This window comes from Metabacillus sediminilitoris (assembly GCF_009720625.1).
GTDB classification, from domain to species: domain Bacteria; phylum Bacillota; class Bacilli; order Bacillales; family Bacillaceae; genus Metabacillus; species Metabacillus sediminilitoris.
In genome coordinates this window covers 3,048,499-3,069,546 of sequence record NZ_CP046266.1, presented here as the reverse complement: position 1 = coordinate 3,069,546, position 21,048 = coordinate 3,048,499, and the positions used below count along the sequence as shown (strand labels likewise).

18 protein-coding genes and 2 pseudogenes are annotated in these 21,048 nt (G+C 34.2%); 19 read left to right on the top strand and 1 reads right to left on the bottom strand.

Annotated elements, in window-relative coordinates; all coding sequences use genetic code 11:
• Window positions 1-454: 454 nt before the first annotated feature.
• From GMB29_RS14500 to GMB29_RS14440, 13 genes and pseudogenes are all read left to right on the top strand, one after another.
• Window positions 455-1,459: a DUF3231 family protein gene (locus GMB29_RS14500; RefSeq protein ID WP_136354734.1), complete on the top strand. Its 1,005-nt coding sequence runs from the start codon at window positions 455-457 to the stop codon at window positions 1,457-1,459.
• Between the two features lie 354 nt (window positions 1,460-1,813).
• Window positions 1,814-3,340: a tRNA (N6-isopentenyl adenosine(37)-C2)-methylthiotransferase MiaB gene (gene miaB / locus GMB29_RS14495; RefSeq protein WP_136354733.1), complete on the top strand. Its 1,527-nt coding sequence runs from the start codon at window positions 1,814-1,816 to the stop codon at window positions 3,338-3,340.
• Window position 3,341: 1 nt separating this feature from the next.
• Window positions 3,342-3,776 carry a regulatory iron-sulfur-containing complex subunit RicA gene (locus GMB29_RS14490; protein WP_136354731.1) on the top strand — a complete coding sequence of 145 codons (435 nt, stop codon included), beginning with the start codon at window positions 3,342-3,344 and terminating at the stop codon, window positions 3,774-3,776.
• A 387-nt stretch (window positions 3,777-4,163) separates the two neighbouring features.
• Window positions 4,164-4,706, top strand: a complete 543-nt coding sequence (cotE, locus tag GMB29_RS14485; protein WP_136354729.1) for an outer spore coat protein CotE — start codon at window positions 4,164-4,166, stop codon at window positions 4,704-4,706.
• A gap of 172 nt (window positions 4,707-4,878) precedes the next feature.
• Window positions 4,879-7,473, top strand: a complete 2,595-nt coding sequence (gene mutS / locus GMB29_RS14480) for a DNA mismatch repair protein MutS (RefSeq protein WP_136354727.1) — start codon at window positions 4,879-4,881, stop codon at window positions 7,471-7,473.
• 20 nt (window positions 7,474-7,493) lie between these two features.
• Window positions 7,494-9,461 (top strand): DNA mismatch repair endonuclease MutL, encoded by a 1,968-nt coding sequence (mutL, locus tag GMB29_RS14475; protein WP_155443901.1) that lies wholly within the window; start codon window positions 7,494-7,496, stop codon window positions 9,459-9,461.
• Between the two features lie 581 nt (window positions 9,462-10,042).
• Complete coding sequence (locus GMB29_RS14470; RefSeq protein ID WP_196305188.1) at window positions 10,043-11,152, top strand: GerAB/ArcD/ProY family transporter; 1,110 nt, start codon at window positions 10,043-10,045, stop codon at window positions 11,150-11,152.
• A gap of 157 nt (window positions 11,153-11,309) precedes the next feature.
• Window positions 11,310-11,489, top strand: a complete 180-nt coding sequence (locus GMB29_RS14465; RefSeq protein WP_136354721.1) for a hypothetical protein — start codon at window positions 11,310-11,312, stop codon at window positions 11,487-11,489.
• Window positions 11,490-11,651: 162 nt separating this feature from the next.
• Window positions 11,652-11,876: pseudogene (locus GMB29_RS14460) on the top strand (hemolysin XhlA family protein); the annotation flags it as partial.
• 101 nt (window positions 11,877-11,977) lie between these two features.
• Window positions 11,978-12,136 (top strand): RNA chaperone Hfq, encoded by a 159-nt coding sequence (locus GMB29_RS14455; protein WP_136354717.1) that lies wholly within the window; start codon window positions 11,978-11,980, stop codon window positions 12,134-12,136.
• A 597-nt stretch (window positions 12,137-12,733) separates the two neighbouring features.
• The gene (locus GMB29_RS14450; RefSeq protein WP_136354715.1) at window positions 12,734-13,591 is read left to right on the top strand and encodes a PhzF family phenazine biosynthesis protein; all 858 of its coding nucleotides are present in this window, start codon (window positions 12,734-12,736) and stop codon (window positions 13,589-13,591) included.
• Window positions 13,592-13,770: 179 nt separating this feature from the next.
• Window positions 13,771-14,280: a DUF4871 domain-containing protein gene (locus GMB29_RS14445; protein WP_136354713.1), complete on the top strand. Its 510-nt coding sequence runs from the start codon at window positions 13,771-13,773 to the stop codon at window positions 14,278-14,280.
• Between the two features lie 318 nt (window positions 14,281-14,598).
• On the top strand, window positions 14,599-14,808 hold the full coding sequence (locus tag GMB29_RS14440) for a heavy-metal-associated domain-containing protein (protein WP_136354711.1): 210 nt from the start codon (window positions 14,599-14,601) through the stop codon (window positions 14,806-14,808).
• A 400-nt stretch (window positions 14,809-15,208) separates the two neighbouring features.
• On the opposite strand, the gene GMB29_RS14435 is transcribed toward GMB29_RS14440, so the two are convergent.
• On the bottom strand, window positions 15,209-15,919 hold the full coding sequence (locus GMB29_RS14435) for a vanadium-dependent haloperoxidase (RefSeq protein ID WP_136354709.1): 711 nt from the start codon (window positions 15,917-15,919) through the stop codon (window positions 15,209-15,211).
• A gap of 1,166 nt (window positions 15,920-17,085) precedes the next feature.
• On the opposite strand from GMB29_RS14435, the gene GMB29_RS27725 reads away from it, so the two are divergent.
• From GMB29_RS27725 to GMB29_RS28100, 6 genes and pseudogenes are all read left to right on the top strand, one after another.
• Window positions 17,086-17,208, top strand: a complete 123-nt coding sequence (locus GMB29_RS27725; RefSeq protein WP_264766578.1) for a hypothetical protein — start codon at window positions 17,086-17,088, stop codon at window positions 17,206-17,208.
• A 308-nt stretch (window positions 17,209-17,516) separates the two neighbouring features.
• Window positions 17,517-17,693, top strand: a complete 177-nt coding sequence (locus GMB29_RS14430) for a hypothetical protein (RefSeq protein ID WP_155443899.1) — start codon at window positions 17,517-17,519, stop codon at window positions 17,691-17,693.
• A gap of 221 nt (window positions 17,694-17,914) precedes the next feature.
• A complete protein-coding gene (locus GMB29_RS14425; protein ID WP_227551356.1) occupies window positions 17,915-18,844 on the top strand; it encodes a DnaD domain-containing protein in 930 nt (309 codons plus the stop codon).
• A gap of 184 nt (window positions 18,845-19,028) precedes the next feature.
• Window positions 19,029-19,253 (top strand): hypothetical protein, encoded by a 225-nt coding sequence (locus GMB29_RS27455; RefSeq protein WP_227551353.1) that lies wholly within the window; start codon window positions 19,029-19,031, stop codon window positions 19,251-19,253.
• On the top strand, window positions 19,254-19,439 hold the full coding sequence (locus tag GMB29_RS27865) for a P-loop NTPase family protein (RefSeq protein ID WP_227551351.1): 186 nt from the start codon (window positions 19,254-19,256) through the stop codon (window positions 19,437-19,439).
• Between the two features lie 75 nt (window positions 19,440-19,514).
• Window positions 19,515-19,960, top strand: a pseudogene (locus GMB29_RS28100) (DnaB-like helicase C-terminal domain-containing protein).
• Window positions 19,961-21,048: the final 1,088 nt, after the last annotated feature.

Genomic DNA, 21,048 nt, shown 5'->3' with positions numbered 1-21,048 from the left:
CATTATCAATCATTAGAATATTAACTGGTAGGTAAACGCCCATAAAAAGCCTCCTAATATATAGCATTTAGAGTTAATATCTCCAAAATAAAAGGGAATTATATATTTTGTTTGCCTTATTCGGTAGGACGGGGAATACGGGGAAGGAATTTGAGTGAAAAAGAAAGGCTGGAATTAAGTTAAAACCTACCTTTTTATTTTGTAAGTTTATCCGAAGAAATTTTTAGACTAAAAAGGCTGTTTTTTATTTAGAGGATAAGGAAAGTAAACCATTATGATTATTAGGCAAGCGGTATTTGAATTTAGAAAAGAAAAACGGAATTGCTTTTTTGCTTAAACCGTTTTAGATGTCTTGGTTTATGAATTATCAGCTTTCTTTTACTGATTTCATTTGATACAAATTCAAATTCATACCTTTTATTGAATTGGTAAATAATATCCTAGAGGTGATAATGTGGAAGAGAATAAATTAAAACTCACATCTTCCGAAATAGGAACACTGTGGGGAGAATATGTGAACGGTACAATGACAGATGTAGTAAATAGATATATGGTTTCAATTATTGAGGACGAGTCAATTAAAGCCATTTTTGAGGATGCTATTAAGACGTTTGGAAAACAAAAGGAACAAATCGTAACTTTTATGGAGAACGAGGGGTTTCCAGTCCCAATTGGATTTACAGAATCAGACCTGTTTAAAGGTAAACCGAGATTGTTCACGGATATATTTTGCCTAAATTATTTACATATCATGACATTACATGGTTTGTTGGGGCACAGCACAGCATTTGCCGTATCAGTTAGAAAAGACTTAAGGGATTTTTACGATTCATGCGATAACGATGCGAAAAAGATGTATCATCAAACCATAGAGTTATTGCTTGAGAAAGGAAATTTTCAAAGAGACCCATTATTTTATCCTGCTAAGAATCCTGAATTTATTACTAGCCAAGATTTCACAGATGGGTTTTTTGGAAAAGGAAGGCGTTTAACTGCAACAGAAATTATCAGTATTTCTTTCAATCTTAAAAAGAGTATTATGGCTAAAACTCTTTCTATCGCATTCAGTCAGGTCACCCAAATAAAAGAAGTAAGAAAATTTTTAGAGGATTCCGAGAAAACGTCTGATGGACAAATACAAGCCCTTGCAAAAATCATGCACAAGGATAATTTGCCAGTTCCTAAGTCGTGGGAAACAGAAGTGACAACTTCAACAGATTCCCCTTTTTCCGATAAGTTAATGTTGTATCATATAGGTTTCTTGTTCCAAGCCGCACAGGCATATCATGGGACAGGTCTAGCATCAGCTATGAGAACAGACCTTGTGACCACTTTTGAGAGTACAATTCTACAAAATCTTATGGTAACAAAGAAATGGTTTGATTTGATGGTACAAAATAAATGGTTAGAACAACCCCCACTCGCCCCTAATAGAAAAGAAATTGCTAAAGAAGTGTAGCAAAAATTAGAAAGCTTATGACTTTGTAAACCGTTTGAATACAATATTATTGAAGCTAATATCCAAACTACAAAGACCACTTTTTAGATGTTTATTTCAAACTTGATGTAAGCAAAATAAATCATTCAGACATAATTATTCAAATAGGCTAGGTATCCTTAAAGGAGGTATCCTAGTCTTTTTTTTGTGTCTATCCTAATAATAGAGGTGGGAAACGGTTAAACTAAGGGATTACCGCAAACAGGAAATGAAATCAACTTGAGTTTGCCATAATCCTGCCTTATAATAGAAGGGTTAGAGATTGCGATAACAAACTCATGAAAACGCAATAACAGCAAGGAGTTGAACTAATAGATGAACGAAAAACAAAGATTAGATTCCCAAAAAGTAAATCCATCGGACAAAAAATCCGAAAAGGACTACAGCCAGTATTTCCAAGCAGTATATATGCCACCTTCCTTAAAAGATGCGAAAAAGCGCGGGAAAGAAGATGTTAAATACGAAGGCTTTTCAATTCCTGAGGAATTTAGAGGAATGGGTGAAGGTCGAAAATTTTATATTCGCACATATGGCTGTCAAATGAATGAACATGACACAGAAGTCATGGCGGGTATTTTTATGGCACTTGGCTATGAACCAACTGATGGTGTTGAGGATGCAAATGTCATCTTACTAAATACATGTGCAATTCGTGAAAATGCGGAAAACAAAGTATTCGGTGAACTTGGCCATCTTAAAACATTAAAAAAAGAAAGACCTGACTTATTATTAGGTGTTTGCGGCTGTATGTCACAGGAAGAGTCTGTTGTGAATCGAATCTTAAAGGTTCATCCATTCGTTGACATGATTTTCGGTACGCATAATATCCACCGATTACCAAACATTTTAAATGAAGCATATCTTTCAAAAGAAATGGTCATTGAAGTTTGGTCAAAAGAAGGGGACGTTATCGAAAATCTCCCTAAAGTCCGCAAAGGAAATATTAAGGGATGGGTCAACATTATGTATGGGTGTGATAAATTCTGTACGTACTGTATCGTTCCTTATACTCGCGGAAAAGAGCGAAGCCGCAGACCAGAAGAAATTATTCATGAGGTTCGTCAATTAGCAGCACAAGGATATAAAGAAATCACCCTTCTTGGTCAGAACGTAAATGCATATGGTAAAGACTTTGAAGATATGAAGTACGGATTAGGCGATTTAATGGATGAAATTCGTAAAATCGATATTCCGAGAATTCGCTTCACGACAAGTCATCCACGTGATTTTGATGATCACTTAATCGAAGTATTAGCAAAAGGTGGAAACCTTCTGGATCATATTCATTTACCAGTTCAATCAGGAAGTACGGATGTTCTCAAAATTATGGCACGAAAATATACTCGTGAACATTATTTAGAATTAGTACGTAAAATTAAAGAAGCAATGCCTAACGCATCATTAACAACTGATATTATTGTCGGCTTCCCGAATGAAACAGAAGAGCAATTTGAAGAAACTTTATCATTGTATCGTGAAGTAGAATTTGATAGCGCCTATACGTTTATCTATTCACCTCGTGAAGGTACACCAGCTGCAAAAATGGAGGATAATGTTCCGTTGGAAGTAAAAAAGGAACGTCTTCAACGTTTAAATGCTCTTGTAAATGAAACATCTGCAAAGAAATTAAAAGAATACGAAGGTAAGATTGTTAATGTTTTAGTTGAAGGGGAAAGTAAAAAAAATCCTGATGTTTTATCTGGCTATACGGAAAAAAGTAAGCTAGTTAACTTCAGAGCACCTAAATCTGCGATTGGGCAGATTGTAAAGGTGAAAATTACAAAAGCAAAAACATGGACGCTTAATGGAGAAATGATAGAAGAAGCGGTTGAGGTGAAATAAGATGACGACAATCTATACAAAAGATGATATTGTGGCAAAAGCTCGTGAACTTGCGCAAATGATTTCAGAATCAAAGGAAGTTGATTTTTTTAAACGTGCAGAGGCTCAAATCAATGAAAACCAAAAAGTACGTGAAATGATTGCCAGTATTAAAAGTCTTCAAAAGCAAGCAGTTAACTTCCAGCATTATAATAAATCTGAAGCCTTAAAAAAGGTTGAAGAAAAAATTGAAAAAATTCAAAATGAATTAGATGAAATACCGATTATCCAGGAATTTCAAGAATCACAAATAGAAGTAAACGAATTACTTCAACTTGTTTCTCATACAATTTCTAACAAAGTGACGAATGAGATTATCTCTTCAACTGGCGGCGATCTATTAGCTGGTGAAACGGGTTCTAAAGTTCGTAATTCTTCTGGAGGAAGTTGTTCATAACCTAGACTTATCACATTAGGAATACCACGAATAAGGCATTCGCCTAACGATGGCCCTTTTGAGTTTATGTTCAAGTATATTGCGAATCATATTAGTAAGGGATTGACATTAACTGTCAGTCCCTTATTTTATTTCTTTCGAATAAAAACATGACCATACCCTTTTTCAATCAAACATAAAATGCAACATTCGAGGGTGTAAATTTTTCATATTAAAGTAGCACCTTTTTTGAATTTTAGGCAAATATTTAGAATCCCAAGCATACAATGAACTATATCGTTTCATGAATTGGCGTAACTTGTCATCATTTTCGTTAATTAATTGGCACAATTGTAACTAGCCTAGCATAGGATTAAAAGGAAGATTTATTGAGGAGGGTATGGTCTAATGTCTGAATACAGAGAAATAATTACAAAAGCAGTTGTTGCGAAAGGACGTAAATTTTCACAATGTACACATACGATTTCACCATCGCAAAAACCTGCGAGCATTTTAGGTGGCTGGATTATTAACCATAATTATGATGCTCAAAAGAATGGGAATACTGTTGAAGTAGAAGGTACTTACGATATTAACGTTTGGTATTCCTACAATGAAAACACAAAAACTGAGGTTGTTACTGAGCGTGTAGAATATGTTGATGTCATCAAATTAAGATATAAAGACGATAACTTTCTTGATGATGAACATGAAGTCATCTGTAAAGCATTACAACAACCTAACTGCTTAGAAGTTACCATTTCTCCAAATGGAAATAAAATCATCGTTCAAGCAGAACGAGAGCATCTGGCTGAAGTGATTGGCGAAACAAAAGTTTGTGTACATGTAAACCCTGATGGTTATGATGACAATGATGAAGAATGGGAAGAATTAGAAGAGGAATTTGAAGATTTAAATCCAGAATTTTTAGTTGGCGATGTTGAAGAATAACTAGGAGGTTTAGTCCTCCTAGTTTTCTTTTTTTGTAGTCATAATAATATTATGCAAACTCGGGATAATGATTCCTATCATTCCCTCTCTCTAAATTCACAGAAATTTGTCGATTTATGATATAATGATATGTGATTTTTAAAGAACGTTACGTTAATAGTGGGGGATATACATGGCAACTTATACGCCGATGATACAGCAATATTTAAAGATTAAGGCAGAATATCAAGATGCCTTTTTATTTTTTCGTTTAGGAGATTTTTATGAAATGTTCTTTAATGATGCGATTCAAGCATCACAAGAACTCGAAATTACCTTAACAAGCAGAGATGGTGGGGGAGAAGAACGGATTCCAATGTGTGGAGTCCCGTATCATTCAGCACCGAATTATATAGAACAACTTATTTTAAAAGGTCATAAAGTAGCCATTTGTGAGCAAACAGAGGATCCAAAACAAGCAAAAGGTGTAGTGAGAAGAGAAGTTGTCCAGCTTATTACTCCTGGGACCGTTATGGATGGAAAAGGGATACATGATAAGGAAAATAATTTTATTGCATCATTAACAGCATTTGATTCACAAATTGGACTTGCTTTCAGTGATTTAACGACAGGGGAAAATCTTGTTGCAATTTGCTCTCATTTTGATGAAGCATTAAATGAGATTTATTCCGTTGGTGCCAAAGAAGTCGTTATTTCAACCGATTTACCTGATGAATGGAAAAAACAATTAATAGATCGTTGCCAAGCGACATTATCCTATGAACAAACAACAACCATTACACAGGAGATTTTGGAAGTCGTGAAAGACCTACACGATGAACGTCTGACTTCCACATTTGCTAGATTGCTAACATATCTGCAACGAACACAAAAACGTAGTCTTGATCATCTCCAACTTGTAAAAGTCTATTATTTACAAGATGCAATGAAAATCGATCTTTTTTCCAAACGGAATTTAGAACTAACAGAAACAATTCGCTCAAAAGGGAAGAAGGGTTCATTGCTTTGGCTTTTAGATGAAACAAAAACAGCGATGGGTGGCAGATTACTTAAACAATGGGTGGATAAACCACTTGTTGATCGCGAGAAAATTGAATCACGATTGGCAATGGTCGAAACCTTTATTGCTAACTTTTTTGAACGTGAAGATCTTCGTACTCTACTAAAAGAAGTATATGATTTAGAACGTCTTGCCGGAAGAGTAGCATTCGGAAATGTAAATGCGAGAGATCTAATCCAATTAAAAAAATCACTTCAACAAGTTCCAGCAATTGAAGAATTATTGCAAACACTGCAAAACGATGTGTATTTAACAAAACCACTCGACCCTTGTGAGGACTTAACACAGCTATTAGACGAAGCGATCGTTGATAATCCGCCGCTATCTGTAAAAGAAGGAAATATTATCAAGGATGGATTTCATGCAGGTCTTGATCAATATCGTGATGCAAGCCGTAATGGAAAAACGTGGATCGCCCAGCTTGAGCAGCAGGAGCGTCAACATACTGGGATAAAATCCCTGAAAATCGGCTATAATCGAGTGTTTGGTTATTATATCGAAGTCACGAGAGCAAATCTTCATTTATTGCCGGAAGGAAAATATGAGCGAAAGCAAACGTTGACGAATGCCGAGCGTTTTATTACACCGGAATTAAAAGAAAAAGAAGCTTTAATATTAGAAGCGGAAGAAAAGATTGTTGATCTTGAATATCAATTATTTCTAGAATTAAGAGAAAAGGTAAAAAACTTTATTCCTAGATTACAAATTTTAGCAAAACAAATCAGTGAGCTTGATGTGCTACAATGCTTTGCAACAGTAAGTGAAAACAGACATTATAGTAAGCCGCAATTTTCACAAAATGGTGAGCTTTTTCTAAAAAACGGCCGTCATCCAGTCGTGGAAAAAGTAATGGATTCACAAGAATATGTACCAAATGATTGTTATTTTAATCATGATCGTCAGATGCTTTTAATAACAGGTCCGAATATGTCAGGGAAAAGCACATATATGCGTCAAGTTGCCTTAACCGCGATTTTAGCGCAAATCGGTTGTTATGTACCGGCTACTGAAGCTGTTTTACCCATTTTTGATCAAATCTTTACAAGAATCGGGGCAGCAGATGATTTAATTTCTGGACAAAGTACGTTTATGGTTGAAATGCTTGAAGCAAAAAATGCAATCGCACATGCTACTTCACAAAGCTTAATCCTTTTCGATGAAATCGGTAGAGGAACGTCTACGTATGATGGGATGGCTTTAGCCCAAGCGATCATTGAATATATTCATGAACACATTGGTGCAAAAACATTATTTTCAACCCATTATCACGAGCTAACGATTCTGGAAGAGCAATTAACTTCATTAAGAAATATCCATGTAAAAGCAATTGAAGAGAATGGCAAGGTTGTCTTCCTACACAAAATTGAAGAAGGTGCTGCAGACAAAAGCTATGGTATTCATGTTGCGGAATTAGCTGACCTTCCAAAGTCGCTCATCAGCAGGGCGAAAGAAATTCTGTCAGAATTAGAAGCAGATAAAACCGATATGCCAAATCCTGTTGTCGTAAAGCAAGTCGTAAAAGAAGAAGTATTTTCCGATGCTCAGCTATCACTGTTTTCTGAAGAAGAGCCGAAAGCTAAGAAAGCATCAGCATTACCAAAAAATGTTCAAGCTGTTATCGAGCTGTTAAAAACAATGAACATCTTAGAAATGACGCCACTTGATGCAATGAATGAGCTATACAAGCTGCAAAAGAAAGTAAAGTAATTACATGGAGGTGAGAATTCTTGGGAAAGATTATTCGCCTAGATGAGCAACTTTCCAATAAAATTGCCGCTGGTGAGGTTGTTGAACGACCAGCATCAGTCGTAAAAGAACTACTTGAGAATGCGATTGATGCCAATAGTACGATTGTGGAGATTGAAATTGAAGAAGCAGGCTTAGGGAAAATTAGAATTTTAGATAATGGCGATGGAATCGAACAAGATGATTGCCTGAATGCCTTTCATCGTCATGCCACAAGTAAGATCAAGGATGAAAATGACTTATTCAGGATAAGAACCTTAGGTTTTAGAGGCGAGGCTCTCCCGAGTATTGCCTCCGTTTCTTTATTAGAAATGAAAACAAGCACAGGAAATGGCCCTGGTTCACACATTGTTCTTTCAGGCGGAAAAATGGAGAAGCATGAATCAACGGCTAGCCGTAAAGGAACGGATATCACCGTCAGCAATCTTTTTTTTAACACACCTGCTCGCTTAAAGTATATGAAAACCGTTCATACCGAGCTTGGTAATATAACTGATATTGTAAATAGAATCGCCTTATCACATCCTGAGGTCTCGATTCGTTTAGTTCATAATGGCAAAAAGCTCCTGCATACAAATGGGAATGGTGATGTTCGCCAAGTATTAGCTGCCATTTATGGTATCTCAATCGCAAAAAAAATGAAGAAGATATCGCTAGAATCATTAGATTTCGAAGTGGATGGCTATGTTGCACTTCCTGAGATCACAAGAGCGTCCCGAAATTATATTTCCACAATTATTAACGGTCGATTTATTAAAAACTATCCACTTGTAAAAGCGATCCAACAAGGCTATCACACATTGTTGCCGATTGGGCGTTATCCAATTGTGTTTTTAAATATAAAAATGGATCCAATCCTTGTGGATGTCAATGTGCATCCTTCAAAGCTCGAGGTAAGGCTAAGTAAAGAAGCAGAATTAAATGAGCTCATTACAAATGGAATCAAGGATGTCTTTCGACAACAACAGCTCATTCCATCTGTGGAAATTCCTAAGAAACAACGAGTAAAAATACTAGATGAACAACAGCAATTTTCATTTGACCATAGTCACAATGATGTGAAAAAGGAACAACAAGGATTTAACCAAAAGCCACAATATACGTTTGTAAAAGAAGAGTTTAACGAACCAACTCCTATTCTACAAACAGAAGAAACGAATGTGGAAATCGACAAATATGACTTTGATCCATTTTTAGGTAGAGAAAGTGATGTAAGTAGCCAGGAACAACCGTTAGGAGAAGAGAGTAAGGTAAATAATGATTGTTCGATTGAACATGATCATGAAGAATATGAAGTACAAGAAGTACAAGAAGTACAAGAAGTACAAGAAGTACAAGAAGTACATGAAGAACAAACAACAAAAGATCGGGTACCTCCACTCTACCCAATTGGACAAATGCACGGGACCTATATTTTAGCGCAAAATGAACAAGGACTGTTTATCATTGATCAACACGCAGCCCAAGAACGGATTAAATACGAATTTTATCGAGAAAAAGTTGGTCAAATCCATTCAGAAGTGCAAGAGATGTTAGTGCCGCTAACATTTGAATATTCAAATGATGAAGTGATGATTATTGAAGCACATCTGGATATCCTTGCGAGTGTTGGCATTTTCCTCGAACCATTTGGACGAAATAGTTATATCGTACGGTCACATCCGCAATGGTTTCCTAAAGGAGAAGAAACGAAAACGATTGAAGAAATGATTCAACAAGTTTTAGAAGAGAAACAAATCGATATCAAAAAACTCCGAGAAGAAGCAGCGATCATGATGAGTTGTAAGGCATCGATTAAAGCCAATCACCATTTGCGCAACGATGAAATCTTCGCCTTACTTGAGACATTAAGAAAAACAACAGACCCTTTTACATGTCCACATGGACGCCCGATCATTATTCATTACTCGACATATGAGATGGAGAAGATGTTTAAGCGGGTGATGTAATTACTTATAAGGTAAAACTCTTGATATATAAGGGTTTTACCTTGTTTTTTTGTTATTCTAACCACAAAACGACCACATTTATTGCTCCCTAAACGGTATAACATTATTTCAATATGAGAAAATCACAAGAGAGTCGTACAATGCGTAGGGCATTTTTTATTTCCCTTAACGATAAATGAGAATAGACAAGATGAATGAAGAAATGAATGAAGCAATACGGCAGAAGAAGTGCTCATATATTGAGTGCTTTTTATTTTTGAGGTAAGCATAATGCAGACTGGTGATAAAAATGGTACATGTGAGTGCTGTGATAAGGAAGTCCAATACAATACTGTGGATATTTTAGTGGTTGGATCTGTGAGAATTGTTGGGAAAGAATCGCAGAGAGTGTGCATAAGTGGCGAGTAATTTATACAGCATTTGTAGATACAACACGTTATAAATAGTTATGAATACAGATAAATAAACGTTTATGGATATGTTTAACGAGTGGACAACATTCCTTATTGCTTAAAGGTATGAATAACGTAGTCGGACAAGGTAATGATAAGAAAAAAATGGAATTTCCTTGGGAGACGATTATGCAAAAACAAAACATAAGTGCACTTCAACTCTTTTATATCATATTCGGATTCGAGTTAGGAACAACAATGATTATTGGGATAGGTGCAGAAGCTAAGCAGGATGCATGGTTAGTTATTTTAATTAGTATGTTGACCGGCATGATATTAATGGGTGTTTATACGCAATTATCTGTTTATTACCCGGATGATACTTTAGTTCAGATGATACCTAAAATTATTGGAAAATATTTATCTTATCCCTTAATTATAATTTATATATTACATTTCATTTATTCTGCGGCAAGAGCCTGTCGTGATTTTGGGGTTCTGATCGTCTCAACAATCTTAGTTGATACCCCCTTAGTAGTTATTATCGGAAGTTTTATGGTGTTAATGATGTATTGTCTTCGGGGTGGACTTGAAACTTTTGGTAGAATGGGAGAAGTGATTTTACCAATTTATATTTTAGCAACTGTGGTGGTTTGGTTTTTAATTTTTAGTACAGGTCAATTCAATATTAAGAATTTAACGCCCGTTTTAGGATATGGTTTAAAACCAATATTGAAAGAAGTATTTCCAGTTACAATAAACTTTCCATTTGGAGAAGCTTTTATCATTATGATGTTTTTTCCTTTTTTAAATAATAGAAAAAATGTCAGAAAAGTAGGCATGGCGGTAATTTTAATTACGGGGTTATTGCTAACAGCTAATATCGTTATAACTTTATCTGTATTAGGTCCTGGAATTTACAAAAAGGATTTATTTCCTCTTCTTACTGCAACTCGGTTAGTGTCAATTGCTGATTTCCTGGAACGTTTTGATGCTTTGATTATATTAATGATGGTAGTAGGAGTATTTTTTAAGATTGGTGGCTGGGCATTCGGAGCTGCAGTTGCAATCTCACAATTATTAAAGATAAATGATATGAAATCGGTTTTACTCGCTCTGGGGACCATTATAACTCCTTTATCATTATTAATTGCATCAAATTTTACTAGGCATCTAGAATTAGGACTGGAATATTTTGTTCCTTATTTCCATGTTCCTTTACAAATTATTTTCCCGATAATATTACTTTTCATTGCATTTATACGTAAAAAATTAAACTTAGATAATTATTCTGATTGAAATTCTATTGTTGTGGAGCTGCATACTTTGCAAAGTATTATTATTTTTTAATTTTGAAGAAAAATACAATAAAGTAATTTTTAAATGTTTAAGAAATGAATAGAATTTTGATATCGATGACAATATAAATTGTGAATCGATATTTGGAGGTAGTACGATGACTGATAATGATCAAAACATTAACAATGCATATGAAGACAAAACGAAGATATTTAAGAATGGAGCTCAATCTGCCACTTATTATGTACAGAACGCCATTGAAAATGTTAAAGAAACGACTCAAGATTCAACACAAAACTTGGTGAATAATGAAATGAAAAAAGAGCATCCGAATTAATCTATTTCTCTTTTTTAAATTTTTAAAACGACACAATTCAATAAGTCCTCAATGAGGGCTTTTTATTTTGCCTTTAAAGAGGTGAACAAAAATGTTAAAAGGGGGAGGAGTGAGCAATGTTACAAACTGTGGAGGTTCAACAGGAAATGAACTCATGGGGCTGAATTAAAAACTGACGTGAAGAATTTAGAGCAACGGGTTGCTACTCTTGAAAGAACTTCACATCTGAATGATCATCAGATTATGAATATGAATGAGAAGCTAAATAAAATTGATGATAAAATAACTTCGATAAAAACCACCATCACTGGTGCCATCATAATAGCGATTTGCACCGGAATCATTAAAGGCGCAATCGCTATTTTTTATGCAGTTTTTCAACGATAAATGAGGAACGTTTTTTATGTAAAGTAATAGATACATTCTATTAGTCTTTTATTCTATAATTAAATAAATATTGGAAATTGAGATAATAAGGGAGACAATTATTGAATTTACAAGGGGATTGTCTAGAAGAGATAAAAAACAGCAAGAAAGAAGTAAAAATAATATTAACAAAAGGAATTCCTATACAAGGAACATTTGAAGGACACGATAAATACTCAATTATTATTAAAGTTAATGGGAAACAGCAGACTGTTAGATAAGATAGGCAGACACACGTTTGTCTTTTTTGAATTGTTAGGGATTTTGTTTGAATCTAAAAGAACGAATTGAACATTGCTTGAAGTGAAACCAGCAGGGTTAACCCTGCTTTAGATCTTAAGGAAAGTTTTTTTATTCTGTGGTTACACAGTAAATGATTTATCGGATGTTAAAAAACTAAAAAAAGCAAAAGAGCATTTTCTTCACATTACTATTTTCTTAAATTAAACAAAATGAAAGAAGGCTGTCTCATTAAAAGTCACAATTTGCGACCTTTTGAAACCACCTCCTATCAGTCTCTAATAATTATAGTACATTAACAATTGAACTGGATTCCATTATTACTATTGATTTCTTTCATATCACATTGGTTTATCACCGATGGTATCCTTTTTTATTTGTAGTTTCTGAATTTACTATACTTATCTGCAATAAAAAATTAATGGTTAAGTAGACTAATCTCTAAACTAGGGCATAGTACTATTTCTTTATTCCGCAATCGGACCAGATTAACAATTGCTAAAATGCCGGCAAACTGAAATGATTAAGTTAAGCAAAAGAGACATTTTTTGAAATTACTTAATAGGAGAGAATTAGAATTGTTATATTATGTAATTGATGCATTTACAGAAACAAAATTTGGCGGGAATCCAGCAGGCGTAGTAATCCATGAAAATTTAGACGAAGAGTTTATGCAGAAATTTGCTGCAGAAGTTCGCTTTTCAGAAACAGCATTTATCAAAAAAATAGACAATAAAAATTTTGAAATAAAGTTTTTCACACCAACTTCACAGGTTGGACTTTGTGGACATGCTACCATTGCATCCTTCAAGGCCCTATTGGACAGCTATGCAGTTGAAGATAATAATACATATTTTATGAAAACACTTGCTGGTACACTTTCTGTTGAGCTGAATCAATCATTTATAATGATGGAGCAAGCTGAACCAAAGCTAGGAAAAATATTTGATGATTATGATTATTTATCTGACCTTTTTAAAATTGATAAAAGCCAAATAGGAAATATAAACTTCAATCTAGTTCCTCAAGCTGCAAGCACTGGTCTTTGGGATATCATGCTTCCAATAAAAACGAAGGATGCTTTGTATGCTCTAAATCCTGATTTTAAAGTACTTGCTGAATATACAAGGAATAATTTAGTGGGAGGAGTCCATGCATTTACACTTGACACAAAAGAAGGAATAGCAGAGAGTAGAAACTTTTGCCCACTCTATGGTATTGATGAGGAAGCCGCGACAGGTACTTCGAATGGGGCCTTAACATATTATCTTTTTAATTACCACGTATTAAATAAATTTAATCAAGAGTACTCTTTCCTTCAAGGGTATAGTATGGGCAGACCTTCTTCTATCATTACAAAATTAATTAATAAAAATAATCCAAGAGTTATGGTAGGCGGAAAAGCAATTATATTAACAAAAGGTGAGCTATACTAAGCTTCATCTTCATATACCTGATAACAGAATCCGGTATTCCAGCATAGGGCGCGATTCCTTAATCCAAACGATTCGCACTTTTCTACTTCAAGTATCGGTAAAGGTTGAATGAAATTAAAGGGGAATTTATACAATCTAACGAAATATACAGTAATGTCCAAAACAACAGGAGGAATTTTGTGAGGAATATGTACATATTTTTAACTTTATTCTTTTTTATAGTTATTACCGGTTGTGATTCAACCAAGGTTGATAATAAAAGCAGTTCCATAAATTTACCTAAAGATATTCCAAGTTTTGTAACGGAAAAAGACTTTGAAAAAGTAGATTGGGATAGAACAGTTACCGAATTTGACACAGGTACACGAAGTGATATGGTTGGAAACAAAAATAAACTTGGCATAATAGGACCAGAATTAAAACCAAATGAAGTGGAAAAGTGGTTGTGGCACTTTTGGGGGATTGATAAAGGGGAGATGACAGTCGTTGGTTATAACCAAAGCACTTCCAATATACATCCAGTTTTAAGTGATGGAGTATGGGCTAGGAATGGTGTCGGTGGTAAAGTTAACGGAGCTGATGGAAGTATGCCTTCGAATGTCGTACTACCAGAAGCAGGGAAATGGGCACTTTTGGTTTATATTGATGGTAAATTATTTGATACTTTGGTAATGGAAATAAGAGATTAATAAGTATCAATATCCTTTCTTTAAAAAGAAAACATAAATGATCTTTCAAAATACCAGCTAAATAGGAACTTCTTGCTTATTCAAGAAAAGGTCACGTTTTTTTAGGAACTGGTCTTTTTCGTTATTGGGCCAAGTCTAATTTGATAAAAGATTGCATCCCCCTCACTTTTTTATACTACTCATCAAGCTTACTTGAGCATGTACGAACATTGCTTTATCAACGATATATAAATACTTCTTAAAATAAAGGGTAACATAAAACAAGAGTATTGTAGTCATGAATCTCAAAGAAAAAACGTTTGGAAGGAAGGGACAAAATTGCAGGAAATAACACTTTTTATTAAAGAAGCAACAAAAGAGCAACCGATTCAAACTTTAGAAACTATTCTTATGCAAATGAATGGCATTGATAGAGCTTTGGTGGATATCGATGATGGTGAAGTAAAGATTATATACGACGAAACTCAGGTTGGTCATGAAAAAATCAAAAATAGGATTCAACAACATGGTTTACATCTTCTTGAATAATCATTTATTCTAAGTATTTAGCAGATCTATATTTATTGCCAATTGTTCTAATAGATTGAACTGAAATGCAATGCAATCTGGTTTCAATTCGGGAAATAAAAGAGATTAGGTTGCCTAGATATAAAATTAAGTTTTCTCATTTATAAAAGAGGCTTAGGGTTTTAAAAAATGATAAATTATAATAAAAGTTTGATCGAAATCCTGTATTGATTTATACAGGATTTTTGTGTTTTATTCCTTATATACCAACAATATTATTTAATAATCTGGCCAGATTGTTGAACAACCCCTTTAAATGAAGCTAAAACTACATCATTTTATTTTAATTTAAGTTTTTTATTAGCTGTTTTAGGTTCATTATCATTTAACAAATAAAACCTAAATTACAGAGTTTTTTATACTATCGAATGAGATTTTGTACCTTCAATAAACATACAACCATACCCCCGATTTGCCTGCCTAATCTCAACCCTTCATCATTATCTACTTTAAAATGTACGCCAGCGTACAAGCGTGATATTGCGCATTCTTCCATTGTGTTTTTTATTTCTGATGCTTCTGGTGGAAAGAAATAACTTAATACCGATTCTGCACATCCTGCAACAGTGGCGTGTGAAGAAGGGTAGGATGGAAAACGCGGTGTAGTTAACACAGTAGATAGGTTTCTGCCATATTGATTTGGACGTGCCACATCCCAAAGATATTTAAAATACCACGACATAACAAAGGCATCATTAACAGCAGCGTGAAAATATCCGAGTGCTCTGGCAATATGCGGTGATCCTAGTCTATATTTTTTGGCTAAACTGAAAATCATAGGAGTCATATTCTGAGTTGCTTCGACCGTCCCCCAGTATTGTGCGATGTGTATTTGTTGAGGCTTTATGGATGATAATGTTTGTTCTACAATAGTTAACTCTTTTCCCCAATCAACCTCAATAGGATTTTTAATTTGCCAATTAATACGCTGCCGAAAGGGATCTAGGAATTCATTGTTTCTTTGTCTAATAATAAAAAACATTGGAAAATACGCTGGCGCTGGATAAGCTTTTGGTGGGGTTTGCTCTCCTTGGTAAGGATATTCTGACCATCTTCTGTATCTTGTTCTCATTAAATCTAGCCCCTTATATTTTTTCTACTTATTCTTTATGAGTAAGAGTAATAAAATATAATAATATATGTTGTGGTTTATTATTAGATTGGTATTCGAAAGGGGCTTTTTAAATTCTCGATTTCGTAAAAAATGAAAAATTGATAGTCAGCCGCTAGAAATATCTGGATGACTTAATAATACGAACTGGTGTTTTTTTATTCAATAAGACAACATAAATTATCTTATACAATTGGGCGCTATCCTGGAATAAGCGCTTATTTTTTATTTTAGGGCCATTTAGTTTAAAAATAAAAAGCTGTGTTATTCAATTTGTATATATTCAGTATTATTTGATCTTTTGGGATATCTTTAATTACAAACTCTTTAATATCATGTATATTTGCCATACTAGAACCCTAATAAAAAAGTGAGGTTTTTAATATGTCATTAAAAAATCAATGGTGATATCCTAATGGTGGTACTATCGTGGTTGTCATTACCCATTCTAGGTATTCGTAATAAGATTTTTTCCTGCAACACTCATAATTGTTGTTATAGAAGTAATTCATGCGTGAACTGGAAAAAAACGTAAATGGTGGGTTTTTTACAATAAGCCAAACTCCTTTTTATTTGGTGAATTACCTTTTAATTCTGGTCCGTTTATTTTTATCTCATTGTGGACTCTTAAGATAGCATACGGTAATTTTAAAAAGTTTATTTTTATCAATGCATTAGTAGATGCTTTCTTTGCATTTCCATACTCAATGTTAGCGAAAAAAGTAAAATATTATACCCTAGTTCGTTTTAATAATTTCCAATTTTTCCTTTATTTCTTTTCAAAGGCATTTTTATTATATTGGTTCCAATATCTTTTCGAGAATAGAAATAACGTTTTAATTAAAAAGCATTGAATAATAATCTTCACTTGGAAATTACTTTTTTAATGCAGAAAAGAACTTTTTATGATGATTTGTATGAAGGCCCCTTAGAGCTTTCTTAAATACCCTGATAAAAGAAGATAATCAATAATTTTCTTTTCAATCAGTTATAAAACAGAGTATTGCTCAATTTAAGGGCGCATTTCTATAATAAGAGATGTGCTTTTTTCATTTAACAAAGAACCAAAATTGAATTCAAATCCGATTTGATTGAAAAGGTTTCACATAAACAATAGGGAAGGATAGTTGAACTTAGGAACAACAATTGGTGCGGCTGTAGGTGGATTATTTATTTCAGAATTAGGTTCACCATACGTCGTATTTGTGGGATTTTTATCGTTGCTATTAAGTGAGTATCTATTTTACTAAGGAACTACATGTATAGTGGACAAAAAATCTTTTAGATAATAAATTAATTTAACATACTTTAGAGTTTGTTAATCAAAAGCAGATATATGAAGCGTCCAAAAGCTCAAATTCATCTTTTGATGATTCTTCCATCCGAATCAAGCTTTCACTTTTCAAAGAATATGATTGGGATAGCGAAGTTTGCGTGTCTATACATTTAAAAAGAGTATTCAGAATGGAAAGAAAAGCGTGTGGGGATAGGCGAGATATAAAATAGGATAAAATGACAGAATCCAGAAACCGAATGTGTTGAAGTAGTTAATCCTTTCATGCGTCGTTCTACGATACGTGGGCAAAAAGAAAAACAAAAAGAAAAACAACAACAAAAAGAAAAAGCTTTTAACCCAAGTATAGAGAATAATCAAGAAGTAGAGGGTCAATCACATATACAAAAAACAATCGATGTGAAAGTAGTAGTTGTTCCCTTTTGGAATGTCCAACCGTAACTGAATTTAGAAATCAAACGTTTCTTACACATTGTGAGGAACGTTTTTTATTTTGAAAATGAGTACATCAACCAAATCTTTTTTTGCTTAACAGGAGATTAATAGTAACACAGAATAGTGTTGTCACAAAATGTTCACATTTCAATCCGCTACTTTTCGTCTCATTTTCCCTATATAGTCCATGAAAAGAATTTTCTAAGATGAAAGGATAGTGGTTGAAAATGGCAAAATATCGTATGGTGCGTACTGATTTTTGGAAGAATCCGATTGCTTTAGAAGAGATGACCCCTGAGGATAAGTATTTTTACCTTTATCTTCTTACAAATTCAAATACAACTCAAATTGGAATCTATCGAATGACGAAGAAACAAATGGCATTTGATTTGGGGTATTCGATTGAGACTGTTCAATCATTAATGGAACGATTCATTGAACATCACAAACTGATTCGTTACAATCCGATCACAAGAGAACTCGCGATTAAAAACTGGGGGAAAGATAACCTGCAGAAGGGCGGGAAGCCTGTTATGGATTGTATGAAAACGGAATTAAAAGATGTCGAGGATACTTCGCTTATTTCATACGTTGCCGAAGCCATTACGAAAGAGGAAATTCGCAGTCTATATGAATCTTTTTGTAAACATGATGTAGAGAAGGAAATTAGCCATCAAGCTGATGATGATACATATCCAGATAATGAGAGTGATGAAGTTGACGATCCTTTTATACCTGGTGATAAGGTACTTAGACAACAACCAAGTGTAGAGAACAATCTAGAAATAGAGGATCAAACACAAGATGTGAAAGAAATTGTTGAGTTTTGGGATCACAATGGATTTGGTCTTTCAAACATGAATGGCAAACAGCAGCTGTTATCCTGGTTAGAGAATTCTAGCTTTTTACAGCCAAAAGAAGTCATCTTAAAAGCGATGGCGATTGCCTGTGCGAATAACAAGCGAAAGCTTAATTATGTCGTGGGGATTCTGAAAAACTGGGAAAATGAATCATTACTGACAGCCCGCGAAATTGACTCTTATCATGAGAACCAAAAGTCCGTTCCTAAGAATAAGCATTCAACCGAATCATTTCCTGCTGGAAGAGCAATTCCAGATGAAGTTAACCTTGATCTATCAGCAGGTGAGGATTGGTGAGTATTGCCGAAAAAGCGTTCCTTGGTACCTTGATGAAGGCAGAGTACCTGCTCAAGGATACCGTTATACAACCCCAGCATCTGGAAGGAACAAGGCATAAAGAATTAATGCGAAGAATGGTGGAAAGCTCGTTCTCGATCTTTGTAAGGAACGGGAAAAGAAAATCATTTTAAGAGTTGCAGCTGTGAATGATTGGGAAATCACGAAAGTCATTACTGAATTGGATAACATTAACCAAATGAAGATGGATGATCATATGTCCATACAACAAGCATTGTCAGCTATCTATGAGGCACCCTGGGAAGATCAAACAATCTTAAAAAGTGCAACAACAGGTATCAAAAAGCTCGACGAAGTGACAGGAGGTTTTCAGGATGGGGAAGTGACAATCCTAGCCGCAAGACCATAGATGGGAAAAACCGACGTCATGCTTCATTTTGCAAAGGTGTCCGGTTGGGCTGGATATTTGCCGCTCGTCTTTTCCTTGGAAATGCCTGAAAAGCTGATCACCAAACGATTAATTGCTTCGACAGGGGGCTATAACCGTAGAAAAATGCGGGACCCGAAAAGAATGCTAAATAAATCAACAGAATAAATGGTCGGATGTGATTGATGATCTCAATGAAACGCATATGCAAATTTTTGATGTGCTGAACAAACGGTTGCTGAGATGAGAGCAAAAACGCGAAAATTGATGAATCAATTTCCAAACAAAAAACCAATTCTTTATATCGATTACTTAACACTCATCCGTTCTGGTGAGCTTTACGGAGGGAATTCCCATTTACAGGTTACTGAAATATCGAAATCTCTCAATACGATGGCAAAGGATTTTCATTGTCCAGTCAATGTTTTGTGCAGCTAAATCGATCGGTGGAATCAAGAGCCAATAAACGGCCGATGATGTCAGATATCCGAGAATCAGGCAGTGTTGAACAGGACGCCGATGACATTTTGTTCTTGTATCGTGAAGCGTATTATGACAAGGACTCTCAGAATCAAACACTAGAAATCATTGTTTTGAAATTCCGAAATGGTCTAGATGGAACCATCGCAGTGAATCACAACGAGTATACAGGAAAGATTGAGGAGCAACAAAGACTTATCCTTGAATAACCTAAAAAACAATGACCCAAGGTGAAAAAAATTCTCATATCGAGGTGTTATCACATGATTGTGAAAGACTTTATCTGGACTCTATACGATTTGAAGAATCATCATTGGCCCTTTTGCATTCACCATTTACTAGAAGAGTGGGAAATTTCATTGGACGACAACATATCCAATATAGACCTTGATCAAGCAGTTCAGCAGAATTTCAGAGAATGACAGCTAAAATAAATTGAGTCACAATTATCCAACTATAGATGGTGAGCACCATATCATAAATTTTATCTTTAAAAAAACACATAAAAAAAGTCTTCAGCTAAGAACTCCTTATTATGTGGATAATCCCTGGTTCAATTACAAAATGAAGAAGGATTTAAGCATGTTTTTTTCTACCACAATCAATACATTTTTCAGTGAAATAATCGTATTTATGATATCTGCGAAAAAAGCATACAATAGATTTTAGTACTTTCATGATGTGAATTTACTCCTTACATTGTGTTATGTAGATAATCATACATAAAATACATGATAGCTCCATTACAAAAATATTAAGAAATAAGACAATATAATTAAATCATAATAACATACAACAAAAGTAACCACATCTCCTGTTCAGTTGTTAAGTGAAATGAATGAGGGGGCTGAACTCATGCTCAGGTTTTATAGTTTTGGTTCATGTGAAAACACATATAAATCGCATCTATAAGGAATTAAATTTCCTGGGTAAGCGCGTAAACTGACCTTTTTCTGCAGTAAAGGAAAGAATTCGAGTCTAAGTTATTACTTCTATTAAAATGTTAATTAAATTTTTATTATTGATATGTCGTTTCAATGATGAAAGACTATTTATTCGATTTTTAAACAAACGTTTAATTAAGTATGATAATCATGTCGGGAGGGAATTGATAAAATAGTTCACTATTCTGAAGATTTTTATTTTTATATTCATTACTATAGAAATAAAATAATATTTATTAATAAAAATAAAAGAAGAAATTAAAGGCTTTAATTTTCAACATAAACTCTAATTTTATCTACTAACTATAAAAATAAAGAATTATATTAATAATCCGCAAGATTTTTCTAAATTT